Here is a 15,432-nt window from a genome sequence, read left to right on the forward strand (position 1 = left end):
TTAAAATACAAATGATGAAGAAGATATATAAACGCAGATACCTTGCATGCTTTATGCTTGCAGCGGTATTGGTAAGCATGCTGGTGGTATCAGCATGTAAAAAGGCCGAATCGAACATTCAGATCGTATCGACCGACAAAACCAAGCCCGGCCCGGTAACTAACGTGAAGGTAGAGAACCTGAACGGCTCGGCACGCCTTACTTATACCCTGCCTAACGACAAAAATTTGTTGTACGTTTTGGCACAATACAACATTAACGATAGCCGCAGCCGCGAAACCAAGGCAAGCTATTATACCGATACCATTGTGGTAGATGGTTTTGCAAGGGCCAAGGAATATGAGGTAACGCTGTATGCCGTAAGCCGCGCCAACGTAAAATCAGACCCGGTGACGGTGAAGGTAAACCCGGCCACACCAAATTACCTGCTGATAAATAACAACCTGGCTATTACGCCCGATTTTGGTGGCGCCAATTTCTTTGGCTTTAACCCCAATAAGGTACCTGTGGCCGTGCATGTGATAAATTTTAACGAGGCTACCGGTAAGTACGATGAGCAGGAGCCAACCTACTTAACCGGCGATACGGTGAATGTATCATCGTTAGGTTTCCCGGCAACGCCCAGGAAGTTTGGTGTGTTTATTACAGACAGGTTCGGTAACGTATCAGACACGATTTTCAAAACCTTAACGCCGCTATTTGAGGTGGCGCTGGATAAAAAGAAATTCTTCACCTACCGTTTAGGTACCGATAGCCCTATAGGCTATGGCTGGGAGTTTAGGTATTTCTTCGACGATAACCTTGGCGACCCCGGATGGCATACCTTAAGCAATCCACTAAAAATAGGGACCTTTGGGATGGGTGTTAGTGCTAAAATAAGCCGTGTGCGCCTGTACAACAGGCTACCCGAAATTTATGGTTACCAAAATACTCAGCAGTTTACCATGTGGGGATCTACCAAAGATGCCCCGGCAGATTATACGGCATGGCCGGCTACTGTTACGCCTGTGGGTACCGTACTGGGCGACTGGGTAAACATGGGCAACTTTGTGTACCCGCAGCCGCCATCGGGTTTGCCGGCAGGGCAGGCCAATGCCGCCGATATTGCTTATGGTGCCGCGGGGGTAGATTTCAAGATGCCTAATACCGCCCCTAAAGTGAAATTCATCCGTTTTCAGTGTACACGCACCTGGGGCGGGCTCGATTATATCAACGCAAAAGAAATTACACTGTTTGGCGATCCTACACAGTAAGGTTTAACTCATTAAATTCTTAAGAAATGAAAAATATTTTCCGTGTGATCGTTTTCTTAATGCTGTTTGCAGCCGTGGCCGGCTGCCGAAAGTATAATGATGATTACAAAACTTTTTTAGACGGGCATGAGATAACTTACCCCGGGCTGGCAGGTGGGTTTGGGTACCGCGCCGGTAATTTGCGGGCCGTGCTGGTATGGCACCCCAGCCCCGACCCCAGTATAAAAAACTATGTGATAGCCTGGAACAATGGCAAAGATTCGCTTACTGTTGAGGCTACCAGCCACAGCCCGGCAGATTCTATGGTGGTATCTATCCCTAACCTCAAAGAGTATGTTTATGGCTTCCGGATGGTTGCGCATGATAATAGCGGCGGCACATCGGTAGGGCAGGAACTAAACAATGTGCGTGTATACGGACCAGTATACCAATCAACCCTGCTTAACCGAGGCTATGATCTTGCGCACCCCTATACGCTGAAGGCTGATGGTTCGGTCGACCTGAATTTTGTGAAACCCGACTCGGGCAACGTATCAACCACTATTGAGTACACCACCAATGCAAGCGGAGCTAAAACCGTGGTGTTGCCGGCTGCATCAAATACGGCCAACCTGCCCGATTTTAAGTTTGGTACCGAAGTAAAGTACCAATCGGCGTACAAGCCTACACGCAATGCTGCCGACCAGTTTAATACATTAACTAAGGCTACATACCCAACGGTGAAATTAATAGGCGATATCACCATCCTTTTTATTAAGAATGCCGGCCGCCCAATTTATCGCAAGGATAGTGGCACCGGAAAGTGGGGTCTACTGCGCGATTGGTTGTATAACGATGCCGTAGTAAACCAAAATGGCAACACCGGCGGCGGCTTCTCTACTGATGATGGTGGCGTAGTACACATGGAATCGAAAGATTGGGGGGCAGCGGTACTTGATAATGGTAAAGTATGGCAGACCTTCGACTTGCCTGCCGGTAAGTACGAGGTAGAGTACGAAACAGGTTATAACGGCGGTACCTTTAAAGCTAACGAGTTAGTAGCAAAAGGTAGTACACTCCCCGATATTAATAACCTCGACGGCGCGCTGGCCATCTTCCGTGGCGATCAGGGTAATACCGGTGGTAACCATACCATCAGCTTTACGCTTACCGAAACCACCACGGTATCGGTAGGTTGGGTAGTACACCTCGAATTATACACCTATCTGCAATTCCGCAGCATTAAACTACGGAAGACCGAGTAATATTATAAAAGTTCATAAAGTTGGTTAAATGCCGGGGAGCAGCAATGTTCTTCGGCTTTTTTGTCGAGGGGGTATTTACGCCAGCACCTTTTTCCACTCCCACTGCAAATACTCCAATTTGGCTTTAAAGATGTAGTGCCTTACTACGTCGGTGGCGATGGTGTAGTCGTCTACATTGGCGTAAAAAATGCGGTAATTGAGGTTGAGTGCCTGCCCGTTTAGTTGGCAGATGATAATGGCGTTAAGGGTTTGTTCGAAAGACGGGGCGTGTATTGCCTCGGTGTTATCTATTAAGAATTGGCAGGCGCGTTCTAAAAAATGCCAATCTATTTCTGCAGAGTTGAAAGCCAGTATACCGGCATTTATTTTTTCTTGCAGTGCTATACCCAAGCCTTCCCTTATTCTTTCCCCCGGCATAGCGTAAAAAGAGGGAATGGTATCCTGCATATAGTAGTAGGTTTTGGTATTGTAGGAATCTACCAGTTCTTTAGGCGGGGCAAAAAACAGCATGTCGCTATCCAATTGCACCAGGTAGCGGTTGTTAAGGCGCACATCAACCAGCTTTCGTACCATGGGGTTATTGTCGCGCAAGGCCCGTAGCGCCGGGAACTTTGATGGAGGCAGCAGCTCCTCTAATTGCTGTTTAATATATTCGGGGCTAACTATGTTAATATTAACAAGCGCCCGTTTTAACAGGTTAATGTGCTGTTGCGACAATGTGCCATCCGAAAATACATTGATAGCAACCCTGCCATGTAATTGTTTGGCTAAAGAGTAAGCACAGAAGATAGTTTGATGCCAGTATTTTTCGCCGGTGAGGTAGCTTACCTCCAGCAAAATATCGCTTGTTAATGTAATGGGCGTCAGGGTGGCGGCATGCCTTTTCATGGCCCGTTCGCCCATCTGCATTTTAAGATAACCCTTTAGCCCGAAATGAGAAATATTGTACCTGATATTGGCCGTCGGCTTAAAAAAAAGCTGATAAACTAACTTGCCTAAACGCATAGGTGCTTTACAAATACTACCATACGGCTAAAGTAAATGTTTTTGCGGTTTAATTGTGTTGCGCAGGTGGTGTTTTAGTTGATGAGAGTACATATACCCCAGGCACTTTTAAGCTTCCTTTTCTTCACAACCACAATGGCTAAGAAGTAATGGCTGCAGGTAAAACAAACAGGCATCATCCGCTTGTTGGTATTGATATTATTTACCTCATGCCAATTAACTTTACTAAAAAAATATCCGGGGCATTAGCTTTATGCTTCGCAACAAATATGCTCAGTTATGGGCAAACTAAAATCTCGCTTGCACAGGCTATCGATAGCGCACTTTCCCGAAACATTGAAGTGCGGCAGGCACAATTTAACCAGTCCATTTCCGACGAGAATTTAAAACTTGCCAAGGGGGCCCAATTGCCAACATTAAATGGTAGCGTGGCTACCTACCGTTTGTTTGGGCGGGCGGTAGACCCAACAACTTACCAGTATGCAGGCACACGCGCCACCGTAGCACAGGGCAACTTGTTTGCCGATGTTACCTTATTCCAGGGTTTTGCCAAAATGAACGAGGTGAAGCAAAACAAATACCTGTTAGAGGCCAATAAGAGTAACGTAGCAAAGGTGAAGAACGACCTTACGCTCGCCGTGCTTTACACCTACCTGCGTGCTTTAACCAATCGCGATTTGCTTACGGCATCTAAGCAGCAGCTGGCCATTGCCAAAGAAGAATTGGAGCGGCAGCAAAAGTTTTTCAAGGTAGGGCAAAAAACATTGGCCGATCTGTCGCAAGCCAAATCGCAGGTGGCTAACGCGGAGGCTAACCAAACCAATGCGCAAAATGAATTGGAGCGCGCCTACCTCACGCTTGCCCATTTTATGGAACGCAGCGATAACACACCCTTTGTGTTGATAGACCCGCCCAAGAGCGAACTCGATAAACTAAATACCGCCAACACAGTGCCCCAGGTATATGAGCGCGCGCTGCAAACCAACCCCGATATTTTGATAGCGGTAAACAGGCGCATGGCTTACGAGAAAGGCGTAATGGTGGCGCAGGGCAGGAGGTCGCCAACGCTGTCGTTCGGTGCGGGGCTTAGCACCAGTTATTCCAGCAACCAAAGCACGTTGGTAGCTACGCAGGTTACCGGTACGGTGCCTATAGGTGTAGTTTCTAACACCAACGCAACGGTAGTGGCCCCGGTATATCAAACCCAAGCTATCCCCTTCGCCGACCAGTTGAGCAATAACTTTAACCAGATAGTAGGCCTCTCGCTATACATCCCCATCTCTAACGGCAATCGCACCAATATCAATGTACGGAAGGCCAAGCTCGATTACCAGAATGCTTTGGCCAACGAAGAACTCACTAAAAATAATTTGAATAAAACCATTGCCGAGGCCGTGTGGGATGTGCACGCTACGCAAAAGAAATATTCTGCCGCACAGGTAACCTTTAAATCGGCGGTGGATGCTTTCAGGGTGATAAGAGACCGGTATTCGGTAGGGCTGGTAAACAGCCTGGATATCAATATAGCAGAAACCGACCGTAATGTAGCCGAGTTCGCACTCATCCAAACCAAATATGACCTGATACTGAAAAGCAAACTGATAGATTATTACTTAGGTAATAAGATCAGTTTCGAGTAATGAAACATAATAAATTATCTTCCTAACGAAACAGCCGCTCTTACTAAGCGGCTGTTTCGTTATTCTTTAATTTTTACGGCTCGTGCCTTGGGTTTGCTTTCGGTAAGCACCGTTTCTGGTGGTGGGGTTTTAGCTTTGATGCTGCGGCCGATAATGGTTTCTTCCGACGGGAACTGCTTTTGCCACATTTTGTGATACTGGCCTTTAGCTTTCATCAGCGTGTTATGGTCCCCTTCTTCCACCAGTTTACCGGTTTGCAGCACCACAATTTTATCAGCATTCATAATAGTGCTTAGGCGGTGGGCAATCACTATAATGGTTTTCTCTCTTTCACGGAGCAAATTAATAGCGTTTTGCACATGCGATTCCGATTCTGAATCTAAGGACGAAGTAGCTTCGTCCAATATCAGTATCTCCGGGTCGCGGTACAGGGCGCGGGCTATGGCAAGGCGCTGGCGCTGTCCGCCGGAAAGATTGGTGCCATTCTCGCCCAAAAAGGTGTTGAAACCATTTGGCAACCGCTCTATAAAATCGGTTATTTCCAGCTGCTGGCAAATGTGCATCACCCGCTTAATGTCAGGTTCCAGATCGCCAACGGCTATGTTTTCGGTAACGTTGCCGGCAAACAGGTGCACATCCTGCGGTACTACAGCCACCATGCGGCGCAGGCTTTCGTTGGTGATGTATTTAATATCGTAATCGCCTATCATGATAGAGCCCGACTGCAGCTCATAAATATTCTGCATCAACGATAATAACGTAGTTTTCCCCGAGCCGCTTTCGCCAACAATAGCAGTAATTTGCCCCTTCGGGATGGCAAGATCTAATCCCTCGAATACCTGGTTGCGGGTGCCATACCTGAAGTGTACATTTTTAAATTGGATATTGCCCACCATATCCGGCGTAAGATCGGCACGGTTTTCGGCGGGTTCCTGCTCCATGTCCATTATCTCGAACAACCTATCGGCAGCAATGCGGGCATCCTGCAAAGTTTTGTTCATGCCGATAAGCCCGGCAACAGGGCCCATAAAGTAACCAATGATGGAATAGAACGATAGCAATTCGCCGGGGGTAATAATTTTATCCAGCACAAACGCCGAACCCGCCCAAAGCAGCACTACCGTAAAAAATGTAGAAACAAAACTGCTGAAGTTACCCACCCAAAGCGAATTAGTCGCCGATGTGAATACCGTTTTAAGCATATTGATAAACCGTGTTTCGGTTTTAAAATTTGCAAAGTCTTCCAGCCCGAAACGTTTGATGGTAGGGATGGCATTTACCGATTCTACCAGTTGCGTTTGCAGGTCTGCTGCGTTCTCCATCAGTTTACGCTGAGTAGTGCGGTTAAGGGTATCCGATAATTTATATATCAACGCGAACAAGGGCACTATCAGCAGCATAATCAGCGCCAGTTTCCAGTAATAGGTAAACATTAGCGCGAAAGAGAAGATGAGGATGAATACATTCACGGCGAACATCACCAGCACTTCATTAATGAACGAGCGGATCTTCACGGCATCGTTTATCCTGGAGATGATCTCGCCCACGCGCATGCTGTCGAAAAAGCTTTGCGGCAGCCGAAGCAGGTGTTTGTAATAACCCAGTATCAGCCGCGCATCTATCTGCTGGCCGGTTTTTAAGGTGATAAGCGTTCGCGCATGGTTGATGAACACCTGCAGGAAGATGATCACCACCATAACCACACCCATCAGGTTAAGCAGGTTGCGGTTATCCTCGGGCAATACGTTATCAACTATTTTTTGCAGGAAGATGGAGGTAGAAAGCCCGAGCACCGTGTAAACAACAGCACCCAAAAGCACCTGCAACAGCATGGACTTGTGGGGCTTCAGCAACTGCCAAAAACGTTTTTCTACCGATACCTTTTTATCGCCGGTAATAAATTTTTCGGTAGGGGCCAGCAGCAATAATACGCCCGTCCATATTTTTTTAAACTCATCGTGAGGCACCTCGTGCAAATACCCGTCGCCGGGGTCCATCACTTCAATAAATTTATCGGTTACTTTATAAATTACTACATAATGCTGCAAATGGTTACCCAAAACCACATGGGCTATGGTAGGCGTGGGTATTTCAAAAAGGTTATCAAAATCGCCTTTTACGCCCTTAGCCGAAAAGCCCATTTGGCCCGATGCTTCTATCAAACCCAGTAAATTGGTACCCTTTTTATCGGTAGAGGCCATTTGCCTGATGCGGGCAATAGGCATGTTTAGGTTGTAGAACGCAGTGATGGATGCAAGGCAGGCTGCGCCGCAGTCCATAATATCGTGCTGCTTTACCTGTATTCGCTGCTTCAGGCGTTTATCGGCGGTAGCGGCTTCCCATTTTTTATAAATGGAAGATGCTTCTATCCGTTTAACTAAGCTGGTGTACCAGGCATCGGCATTTTTCAGGAACTTTTCAAACTTTGCCATAGCCTATAATTGTGCGGTTTCGTTTTCTTTTTTAGGGAGTTGGCCCGGGTTGAGCCAATCGCTGGTTTTATCGTACAGTAATTGAAAAAGCGTGCGGCGGGTAACATAAAAGTTGGCTTGTAGTGTCATGCCCTTTTTAATATTGCCGCGGTAGCCATTTTTCAGTTGCAGGTAGCTTTTATCTAATAGGCAGCGCACTTTAAAATAAGGCTGCTGGCCCTTGTCAGTAAAAATATCGTTGGATACGGTGAGCACCTTGCCGGTAAGCAGCCCCCACTGGTTAAAGTTAAAAGCATCCACCTGGAAATTCACTTTTGTGTGCGGGCGTATCAGCCCTATATCTTTGGGCAGTACATACACCTCCGCTATCATTCCTGTTTCCGGCGATATTTCTGCTATGATCTCATTAGCCGCAATTAAGCTTCCCGCTTGCACACCTTTTAAATTTTGCACAGTGCCGCTTACCGGGGCGCGCAGGGTATAGTAATCTTTTTCCTGCTCAATGGTTTTCCCTTCGGATTGCAAACTGCGCATCTGGCTTTTCAGGTTGGTTAGCTCTGCCTGCCATTTGCTACTTTGCTCATCGTATATCAGCTGCAAAGCGCTTTTGGCGTTTTGATAAATAAGATGGTTAGCATCGTACTCCGCTGCCGATATAGCTTTTGTGCGGTACAGATAGGCGTATCGGTTTTCGTTACGCTCTGCGGCCGAGAGGGTTGCTTTGGCATCGCGCGCACGCTGCTGCAACAACACATACTGTTGGCCATACATAGCCGACTTCAGCTGCAACTTCTTATTCCAATTTTGTGTTTTTATCACTTGTGCCAGCGTATCAAGGTCAGCAAGCTGTGCTTCAAATTCGGTTTGCTGGCTGCGTGCCGCCACATCCTGCTGGCTAATGGCTGCATCTTTAAGGGTTACTAATAACTCTCCTTTTTTTACGTGCATGTTCTCTTTCAGCAGCATGGTATCTATCCGGCCGGATACCAGCGCTTTTATTTCATTATGCTCTGTGGTAGATTTTATAGTGCCCAGGCTTTTTACATTGATGTTTACCTTCAGGAAAAAAATGGAAAATAAAGCCAGCAACACAAAGCCCAGCACCAGTTTATAAATGATGTTAGTTTTGGGGTCGTATTTGCGGAAATGGTACTCGGCCGTGAGTGATAAAAACTCCGCCGGGAAAACTTTTTCTTTATCGTCCATTATTGGTTAGTTCTCGGTAAGTATTAAAGCAAAAAACACTCAAACTGTTTCGGTGCCGGCCGAAATGCCTTACGCAAAGAAGGGATAGCTTTGCCATCCCTTTTTAAAGCTATCGGTAGATAGCTATGAATTACTGCTTACACCATTGCCCCATGCACTCAGGTTAAAGTCGATATCTTTGCCGGCTTCCACCTTATACATGCGGTAATGGTCGCCTTGTTGCCATTCCATCTGGATAGACAGTAACGAATCTGCACTACTGCTCATGCTGATACTCGCGCTGCCGGTTTGGCTGCTGCCCCCATTAGTTTCCATTAACTCCGCTGCATTTAGCGGGCGCAGGTTTTTGTGTTTGGTTGTAGCTTTCATAATGTTTTGCTTTTATATGTAAAAAAACTACGAAGATGGCAATCCCATCCTCGTAGCTTGTTTAGTATCGCCTTTGCAGGCTTTACTTATGAATTTTGCGATTTGCCGCTAAGGATGCCGCCCAGATCGCCGGTAATACCATTACCTAACGAGAAGTGAGAAGCGCTGGCTTCATCGCCGTCCTGGCTGGCAGTGCCGCCTGAAGCCAGGTTGCCTATGCCGATATTGCCTAATAAACCGCTGTTGGTTGATGATGCGCTATCGCTACCACCGTTAGTTTGTTCTAACTCTTCTTTTGATAATTCTTGTGGAGATTTCATGATGTTTATTTTTATAGGTAGATAATTGTGCCTACTCTGTTAAGGGTTTTCGGCTTGTCCCTTTATTGAAGTTCTTTTAGGCTTACGACCTGCTGAAAGCTTTATCCAACGCGCCGCCAAGGCTGCCGGTAATATCGTTACCTACCGATAAGCTTGATGAACTGCTTTCGTCGCCATCCTGGCTGCTGCTGCTGAACGAGGCAAGGTTACCAATGCCTATGTTACCCAGTATGCCGCTGTTTGATGCTGATGAACTGTCGCTACCGCCGTTAACGGCTGCCAACTCCTCTTTTGATAATTCCTGTGGAGATCTCATGATGTTTGTTTTTATAGGTTAGAAATTGTATTGATTAGTAGTGTTTTATCATGAAGGTTTTTAAATAAAGCGCGGGCGGTTTAGCGCCCGCGCTTTGGTGTCAATTTTAAATTACGACTGCTGTGAACTGTTGCTGAACAGGCCGCCCAGGCTCGAAGTAATGCCGTTGCCTATTGATAAGGCAGAGGCGCTGCTTTCGTCGCCATCCTGGCTTGCTGTTTGGAACGATAACAAGTTACCGATACCTAAATTGCCTAATAAGCCACTGTTACTTGATGAAGTAGAATCATTACCTCCAAAAAGTGATCCACCGTTTACTTCCAGTAATTCGGTGTTGTTCAATTCTTGCATTTTCATGGTTTCTGTATTTAAAATTTTGCCTACTCTGTTAAAAGGTTTTCGGCAGTCCCTTTTTAATTTTACAGAACAGCTTTCGCCATTCTATCAGTCGGCAACAGCTTAGTAGCTGCTTGAAGTTTGGCCGAAGATGCCGCCTAAGCTTGAAGTGATACCGTTACCGATAGATAAAGATGATGCACTGCTTTCGTCGCCGTCCTGGCTTGCGGTTTGGAATGATAATAGGTTACCTATTCCAAGGTTTCCAAGTAGTCCGCTGTTGCTTGTTGATGAAGAATCATTACCTCCAAAGATCGACCCGCCATTTACTTCCAGTAATTCGGCATTGTTCAATTCTTGCATTTTCATGGTTTCTGTATATTAAATGTTGCTTACTCTGTTAAAGGTTTTCAGCGTTCCCTTGTGCTGAGTATGCACCATCAACCATGCCATGGGGTTTAATTCATGGTTAAAAAAGAACAACCAAAACGAATGACATATAACTAAAAGTAGTGGATGGTAGAAAACCGTAGCGAATCGTTTTTCGTTGGTACGCGTACGATCGCAACCATCTCAGTATAAATGCAGGATCGGGCGCGCGCTTTTCGGGACGGTTGAAAAAATCCTTTTTATCTTTTTTTTGATCAAATAATTAAGCGATTCGGTTTTTGAGGGCTAAATGAGCTTTATGATCAGCAAATAGAAATGCTGTATATGAGGAATTAGTGTATAGTTTTTACAACTTTTTGCCTGAAATATTGATAATAGTTTAAAAATTAGGACAAAATTGCCCTGTATTTTAACAAAATTTCAGTGATTGCTATCGAAGGCACTTATTATCGTTCCGGGATTCTGCCTGTGGTACAATTTGAAGAGGATACAACAAAAACGCCCCGAAGGTGTCTTCGAGGCGTTCGTTTTATTTTGGATGAAGGGTGTTTACTTCCAGCCCAGGCCTGGTGCCACATGCTTCAAAATAGAATCGAGCACATGCACATTATATTCAACCCCTAAAGTATTGGGGATGGTGAGCAATATAGTGTCTGCTTCCTGCAGGGCTTCATCGTTGGCGAGTTCTTTTATTAACTGGTCGGGTTCGGCAGCGTAACTGCGGCCAAATATGGCGCGCTTGTCAGCTTCAATGTAGCCGCGTTTGTCGGTACGGCTATTTTCCTGGCCGAAGTAAAACTTGTCCTGGTCGTTCACCAGCGCAAATATCGAGCGGCTAACCGATACCCTTGGCTCGCGGGTGTGGCCGGCTTTTTTCCAGGCTTCTTTATAAAGCCTTATCTGCTCGGCTTGTTGCACATGGAAAGGTTTACCACTTTCGTCGAATTTCAGGGTGCTGCTCTGCAGGTTCATGCCGTTCTCTGCTGCCCAAACGGCAGTAGCGTTAGAAGCTGCCCCCCACCAAATACGTTCGCGCAGGCCTTCTGCATGTGGCTCCAGCCTTAGCAAGCCCGGCGGGTTTGGGAACATAGGGTAGGGGTTTGGCTGTGCAAAGCCTTCACCTTTCAGTTTATCCAAAAATAGCAAAGCTTTGTTGCGGCCCATTTCGGCGTCGGTTTCACCTTCGGCAGGTTCGTAGCCAAAGTAGCGCCAGCCATCTATCACCTGCTCCGGCGAACCGCGGCTGATACCCAGTTGCAATCGCCCGCCCGAAATAATGTCGGCAGCGCCGGCATCTTCAATCATATATAGCGGGTTTTCGTAGCGCATGTCTATAACGCCGGTGCCTATCTCTATCTTGCTGGTTTTAGCGCCAATGGCTGATAGCAAAGGGAATGGCGATGCCAGCTGTGCAGCAAAGTGGTGCACGCGAAAATAAGCACCATCTACACCTATCTCCTCGGCCGCTACAGCAAGGTCGATAGATTGCAGCAAGGTGTCGCTTGCGGTACGGGCCTTGTACGATGGGTGGTTGGCCCAATGCCCGAACGATAAAAATCCTATCTTTTTCATAAACCTTTTAACCGGTCCTTCCGGTTGTTTTTATATGCCGCAAAATAAGCAAGCCATTCCGCAACACCGTTTAATGATAATGTTGTACAAATATAAATAGATGTTGCAACATGCAAGTCGTGGTATTGTAAAAAGTTGCTTAAAAAGTCGTGTCCCCGTATTGCACTAATATGCTTTGTATGAAGCTGCTGTATTCATCGCGCATAGGCAGTTCCATATCAACATATAACTCTCGTTTATCAACCAGTACATGCGCCTTAGTTTTGGGATTAAATCCTTCCTTTTTTACGGTTTTCCAATATAGCCCCGTGCCCCGTTTCTGCCAGTTTGGAAGGTTGTTAAAATTAATGCCGTATTGAAACAGTAATTCGTTTTTGGCTGCAATACTTGCTCCCTCAATTTTTTTTGTTGCCTGTGCAACTGTATGGTTATCCTGCCTTAGGCGCCAATAGCAATGCGCATTTAGGGCGTTGCGGTGCGCATCTTCATTACGCCAGCGGAAATAATCCTCCACCAGGTTTTTGTTAGGTAGCTCACAGAGGCGGCAGTCAAAAGCACCCACAGCGCCCAATCCTGCTGAAAATTTAGCACTGGCCTCGCCGGCCAATACGGATATGTACTTTCTTGTTTTTCGCCCAAAAAGGTTTTCATTGGGATGAAAAAGCAGCGATATCTCATCGCTTTGGGTATAGCCATATATGACGTTAAAGCCGCAGTTCATCAAATGCTTTACTGTGTATATCATCAGGTCGCGAAAGCGTTCATCAAAGGGGGCTTCGAATGGATGCACCTCTTTAGTGAGCCGGGTAAAGCCCCTTCCATCAATACGGGCGACTATATACATGCCGGGCACTACGCATCGGTCCTGAGCGGTTTCATAAACCCTCATCTTAACATCCAGGTCATCAAATTTCATCTGCCCATTCTTTTATCGTGAAAGTATTGTTTTCTGTAGTAACGTAATAAAGTTCGTCGAAACCCTCATCGTGTGAGGGCAGGCTCAGCTTTTTATAAGTGCCCATTATACCAACATCCGGTACTTTCTCTTTGCCTGTGCGTTGGCTATTGCGGCTTAAAGCGTCAGTGAGTTTCGACTGAAAGTAGTAGCCAACAACTTTAAACTTATTTGTTTTTGCGATGGCTATGTATTTCGCACGGTCTTCGCGCGAGGGGTTGGTGTTATCAACAACAAAAGGATGCGAAGTTGCAATGCAGGTTTCAATAAAACGCTGCTCTTTGTTTCGGGTGTTCAATTGGTCCATTGAAATGCGGATGTGGGTTTTGAAAAACCGCTCTTTAAAAAAGGTGGTTTTTCCGGTTGCCTGTATACCGCAAAATATTACTGCTTCCATTTTAATAAGGTTGGGCACCTAAGTTACTAAAAGCAATTGAAGCTGATGTGCCGCGTTCAATACTATAAAATTTGCTTCTTTGCGACGTAGTTTAGTGTCCCGAATACACCATTCTGTTGGAAAATATTTGCGGAATACGTATTTCGGCTGTAATTGCTAAGCGAAACCATTGAAAGCCTCGTAAAAAACTACCTGCTTTGAGCTAAGTTTTTGAAATTAAGATAGTTTTATAATGTGTTTTGTAACGTTATTGATAAAAAATTACAAAATCGGCATCGTTTTGTTTGTATGGTTTAAAATAATTTAACAATAGCCATTTTTTTGCTATTTTGCCCCCGCTGATGAAATGGTTATTTAGGATATTTTTACCCGCTCTTCTGTTGTTCCTTTTCGGGAGCAATTTTACGGGTGCACATGCCTTTTCAAAAGCTCATTTAGCCATACGAGGGCTCTTTACTGAGCACGTAAAACCCGAATATACAGGGTTAAACACGTCGTCAAAGTTTACCCACATTCCTTCAAAAAACCGCCTGTCCAAATTATCGGCAGCCGAGTTCGAGGATGAGAATGTACGGTCGGGCGGCAGCAAAAAACAAATAGCAAAAACCAATCCGGCAGATGTTTTCTTAAACGCCTGGAGTTTTGCAAACCTCTCAAACATTGTTAACCATAACTTACTACCCCGTAAGTTAACCGCCGTTGCTGCGGTAAGCAAAATTTACCTGGCTATCCGGGTATTCCGCCTGTAAGCGCTTTTGCTGATACATGCCCTGCTATGGCAGGCCGGCTCTCTTTTTTAATAGTATCCTTTTTTTGATGCCATTGTAATGGCCCTGGGATAGTATTGCCTGTATCAGCCCTCCTCCCGAACTCCAAACATCCACAAATTAATTATCGAAACTTATCATGAAAACATCATCATTGGTATTGATGGGCCTTTGCGCCGTGTTGAGCTATACCAGCTGTAAGCAAAAGTCGGAAGAAAAAGAAGCAGAGGAAAAGTTGCTGGTTAGCAGCCCCCTGCAAACCGACACCACCATTACAAAATCATACGTAGGGCAGGTGCGCTCTATTAAACACATCGAACTAAGGGCACAGGAAAAAGGCTACTTAGAGAAAAGTTATGTAGACGAGGGCGCGTTCGTACACAAAGGGCAATTGCTTTTCCGCATTATGCCTGCACTTTACAACGCCGAAACCCAAAAAGCACAGGCCGAAGTTGACCTGGAAGAAATAGAATACCAAAACACCAAAAAACTCCGCGACAGCAACATTGTAGCGCCTAACGAACTGGCTATGGCCAAAGCCAAGCTGAACAAAGCTAAGGCCGAACTAAACCTGATGAAGGTGCACTACCAGTTTACCGAGATACGCGCACCTTTCGACGGTATTATGGACCGCCTGCAAGTACGCCCCGGTAGCCTGGTTGACGAAGGCGACTTGCTAACCACCCTTGCCGATAACAGCGAGATGTGGGTTTACTACAACGTGCCCGAAGCCGAGTACCTTGATTTTAAAACCAAAAAACAAACCGAGGCCACCCAGGTGAACCTGATAATGGCCAACCACGAGAAATTTGAATACCCCGGTAAGGTAGAAGCTATTGAAGCTGATTTTGATAACGAAACCGGTAATATCCCTTTCCGCGCTACTTTCCCTAACCCTAAAGGTTTATTACGCTTTGGCGAGACCGGTAACGTGGAAATGACAGTGCCGCTTAAAGGTGCGTTGCTTATCCCGCAGAAGGCAACCTTTGAGGTGCTGGAGAAAAAATACGTTTACGTAGTAGGCAAAGACGATAGGGTAGAGGCCCGCGAAGTAACCATTGGCGCCGAAATGAACGACCTGTACCAGGTTACCGAAGGCTTAACCGCCAATGATAAAATACTGTTGGAAGGCTTGCGTAAAGTAAAAAACAACGACAAGATAGCCTACAACGTGAAAGATATGCACGATGTGCTGCCTACACTGAAATTGCACGCAGAATAGTTGTACAC

16 protein-coding genes are annotated in these 15,432 nt (G+C 45.9%); 5 read left to right on the forward strand and 11 right to left on the reverse strand.

Features of this window, described 5'->3' with window-relative positions:
- The first annotated feature begins 11 nt into the window (after positions 1-11).
- Both BC343_RS19445 and BC343_RS19450 read left to right on the forward strand, forming a co-directional pair.
- Complete coding sequence (locus tag BC343_RS19445; protein WP_238381811.1) at positions 12-1,253, forward strand: DUF4959 domain-containing protein; 1,242 nt, start codon at positions 12-14, stop codon at positions 1,251-1,253.
- Positions 1,254-1,279: 26 nt separating this feature from the next.
- Complete coding sequence (locus BC343_RS19450) at positions 1,280-2,497, forward strand: DUF4998 domain-containing protein (RefSeq protein ID WP_078349461.1); 1,218 nt, start codon at positions 1,280-1,282, stop codon at positions 2,495-2,497.
- A 75-nt stretch (positions 2,498-2,572) separates the two neighbouring features.
- Here the strand turns inward: BC343_RS19450 and BC343_RS19455 are convergent, their stop codons facing one another.
- Positions 2,573-3,502, reverse strand: a complete 930-nt coding sequence (locus BC343_RS19455; RefSeq protein ID WP_078349462.1) for a hypothetical protein — start codon at positions 3,500-3,502, stop codon at positions 2,573-2,575.
- Between the two features lie 149 nt (positions 3,503-3,651).
- Between BC343_RS19455 and BC343_RS19460 the strand changes: the two genes are divergently transcribed.
- Entirely contained in the window at positions 3,652-5,142 is a 1,491-nt protein-coding gene (locus BC343_RS19460) for a TolC family protein (protein WP_078349463.1), read from the forward strand.
- Positions 5,143-5,201: 59 nt separating this feature from the next.
- Here the strand turns inward: BC343_RS19460 and BC343_RS19465 are convergent, their stop codons facing one another.
- From BC343_RS19465 to BC343_RS19510, 10 genes are all read right to left on the reverse strand, one after another.
- A complete protein-coding gene (locus BC343_RS19465; RefSeq protein ID WP_078349464.1) occupies positions 5,202-7,574 on the reverse strand; it encodes a peptidase domain-containing ABC transporter in 2,373 nt (790 codons plus the stop codon).
- A 3-nt stretch (positions 7,575-7,577) separates the two neighbouring features.
- Positions 7,578-8,780 carry an HlyD family secretion protein gene (locus BC343_RS19470; protein ID WP_078349465.1) on the reverse strand — a complete coding sequence of 401 codons (1,203 nt, stop codon included), beginning with the start codon at positions 8,778-8,780 and terminating at the stop codon, positions 7,578-7,580.
- A gap of 123 nt (positions 8,781-8,903) precedes the next feature.
- Positions 8,904-9,149, reverse strand: coding sequence for a hypothetical protein (locus BC343_RS19475; protein ID WP_078349466.1), 246 nt, complete (start codon positions 9,147-9,149; stop codon positions 8,904-8,906).
- Positions 9,150-9,235: 86 nt separating this feature from the next.
- On the reverse strand, positions 9,236-9,469 hold the full coding sequence (locus BC343_RS19480) for a hypothetical protein (RefSeq protein ID WP_078349467.1): 234 nt from the start codon (positions 9,467-9,469) through the stop codon (positions 9,236-9,238).
- Positions 9,470-9,551: 82 nt separating this feature from the next.
- Positions 9,552-9,785: a bacteriocin gene (locus BC343_RS19485; RefSeq protein ID WP_078349468.1), complete on the reverse strand. Its 234-nt coding sequence runs from the start codon at positions 9,783-9,785 to the stop codon at positions 9,552-9,554.
- Between the two features lie 111 nt (positions 9,786-9,896).
- Entirely contained in the window at positions 9,897-10,142 is a 246-nt protein-coding gene (locus BC343_RS19490; protein WP_078349469.1) for a hypothetical protein, read from the reverse strand.
- Positions 10,143-10,244: 102 nt separating this feature from the next.
- A complete protein-coding gene (locus tag BC343_RS19495) occupies positions 10,245-10,490 on the reverse strand; it encodes a hypothetical protein (protein ID WP_078349470.1) in 246 nt (81 codons plus the stop codon).
- Positions 10,491-11,060: 570 nt separating this feature from the next.
- Complete coding sequence (locus BC343_RS19500; protein WP_078349471.1) at positions 11,061-12,083, reverse strand: LLM class flavin-dependent oxidoreductase; 1,023 nt, start codon at positions 12,081-12,083, stop codon at positions 11,061-11,063.
- A gap of 139 nt (positions 12,084-12,222) precedes the next feature.
- On the reverse strand, positions 12,223-12,999 hold the full coding sequence (locus BC343_RS19505; protein WP_078349472.1) for a tRNA(His) guanylyltransferase Thg1 family protein: 777 nt from the start codon (positions 12,997-12,999) through the stop codon (positions 12,223-12,225).
- Positions 12,989-13,435 (reverse strand): AAA family ATPase, encoded by a 447-nt coding sequence (locus tag BC343_RS19510; protein ID WP_078349473.1) that lies wholly within the window; start codon positions 13,433-13,435, stop codon positions 12,989-12,991. The genes BC343_RS19505 and BC343_RS19510 overlap by 11 nt, the downstream gene beginning before the upstream one ends.
- Positions 13,436-13,776: 341 nt before the next feature.
- Here BC343_RS19510 and BC343_RS19515 point away from each other — a divergent pair, with 341 nt between their 5' ends.
- Together BC343_RS19515 and BC343_RS19520 are read left to right on the forward strand one after the other, a co-directional pair.
- Entirely contained in the window at positions 13,777-14,184 is a 408-nt protein-coding gene (locus BC343_RS19515) for a hypothetical protein (protein ID WP_143822272.1), read from the forward strand.
- Between the two features lie 157 nt (positions 14,185-14,341).
- Positions 14,342-15,424, forward strand: a complete 1,083-nt coding sequence (locus BC343_RS19520; RefSeq protein ID WP_078349475.1) for an efflux RND transporter periplasmic adaptor subunit — start codon at positions 14,342-14,344, stop codon at positions 15,422-15,424.
- Positions 15,425-15,432 lie beyond the last annotated feature (8 nt).

The organism is Mucilaginibacter pedocola (assembly GCF_002013915.1).
Classification (GTDB): domain Bacteria; phylum Bacteroidota; class Bacteroidia; order Sphingobacteriales; family Sphingobacteriaceae; genus Mucilaginibacter; species Mucilaginibacter pedocola.

Excerpts from the sequence above, each read along its gene's own strand:
- BC343_RS19475 (WP_078349466.1), bottom strand. The coding sequence starts at position 9,149 with ATGAAAGCTACAACCAAACACAAAAACCTGCGCCCGCTAAATGCAGCG.
- BC343_RS19500 (WP_078349471.1), bottom strand. The coding sequence starts at position 12,083 with ATGAAAAAGATAGGATTTTTATCGTTCGGGCATTGGGCCAACCACCCA.
- BC343_RS19490 (WP_078349469.1), bottom strand. The coding sequence starts at position 10,142 with ATGAAAATGCAAGAATTGAACAACACCGAATTACTGGAAGTAAACGGT.
- BC343_RS19510 (WP_078349473.1), bottom strand. The coding sequence starts at position 13,435 with ATGGAAGCAGTAATATTTTGCGGTATACAGGCAACCGGAAAAACCACC.
- BC343_RS19470 (WP_078349465.1), bottom strand. The coding sequence starts at position 8,780 with ATGGACGATAAAGAAAAAGTTTTCCCGGCGGAGTTTTTATCACTCACG.
- BC343_RS19455 (WP_078349462.1), bottom strand. The coding sequence starts at position 3,502 with ATGCGTTTAGGCAAGTTAGTTTATCAGCTTTTTTTTAAGCCGACGGCC.
- BC343_RS19450 (WP_078349461.1), top strand. The coding sequence starts at position 1,280 with ATGAAAAATATTTTCCGTGTGATCGTTTTCTTAATGCTGTTTGCAGCC.
- BC343_RS19505 (WP_078349472.1), bottom strand. The coding sequence starts at position 12,999 with ATGAAATTTGATGACCTGGATGTTAAGATGAGGGTTTATGAAACCGCT.
- BC343_RS19480 (WP_078349467.1), bottom strand. The coding sequence starts at position 9,469 with ATGAAATCTCCACAAGAATTATCAAAAGAAGAGTTAGAACAAACTAAC.
- BC343_RS19520 (WP_078349475.1), top strand. The coding sequence starts at position 14,342 with ATGAAAACATCATCATTGGTATTGATGGGCCTTTGCGCCGTGTTGAGC.
- BC343_RS19445 (WP_238381811.1), top strand. The coding sequence starts at position 12 with ATGATGAAGAAGATATATAAACGCAGATACCTTGCATGCTTTATGCTT.
- BC343_RS19460 (WP_078349463.1), top strand. The coding sequence starts at position 3,652 with ATGGCTGCAGGTAAAACAAACAGGCATCATCCGCTTGTTGGTATTGAT.
- BC343_RS19515 (WP_143822272.1), top strand. The coding sequence starts at position 13,777 with ATGAAATGGTTATTTAGGATATTTTTACCCGCTCTTCTGTTGTTCCTT.
- BC343_RS19465 (WP_078349464.1), bottom strand. The coding sequence starts at position 7,574 with ATGGCAAAGTTTGAAAAGTTCCTGAAAAATGCCGATGCCTGGTACACC.
- BC343_RS19485 (WP_078349468.1), bottom strand. The coding sequence starts at position 9,785 with ATGAGATCTCCACAGGAATTATCAAAAGAGGAGTTGGCAGCCGTTAAC.
- BC343_RS19495 (WP_078349470.1), bottom strand. The coding sequence starts at position 10,490 with ATGAAAATGCAAGAATTGAACAATGCCGAATTACTGGAAGTAAATGGC.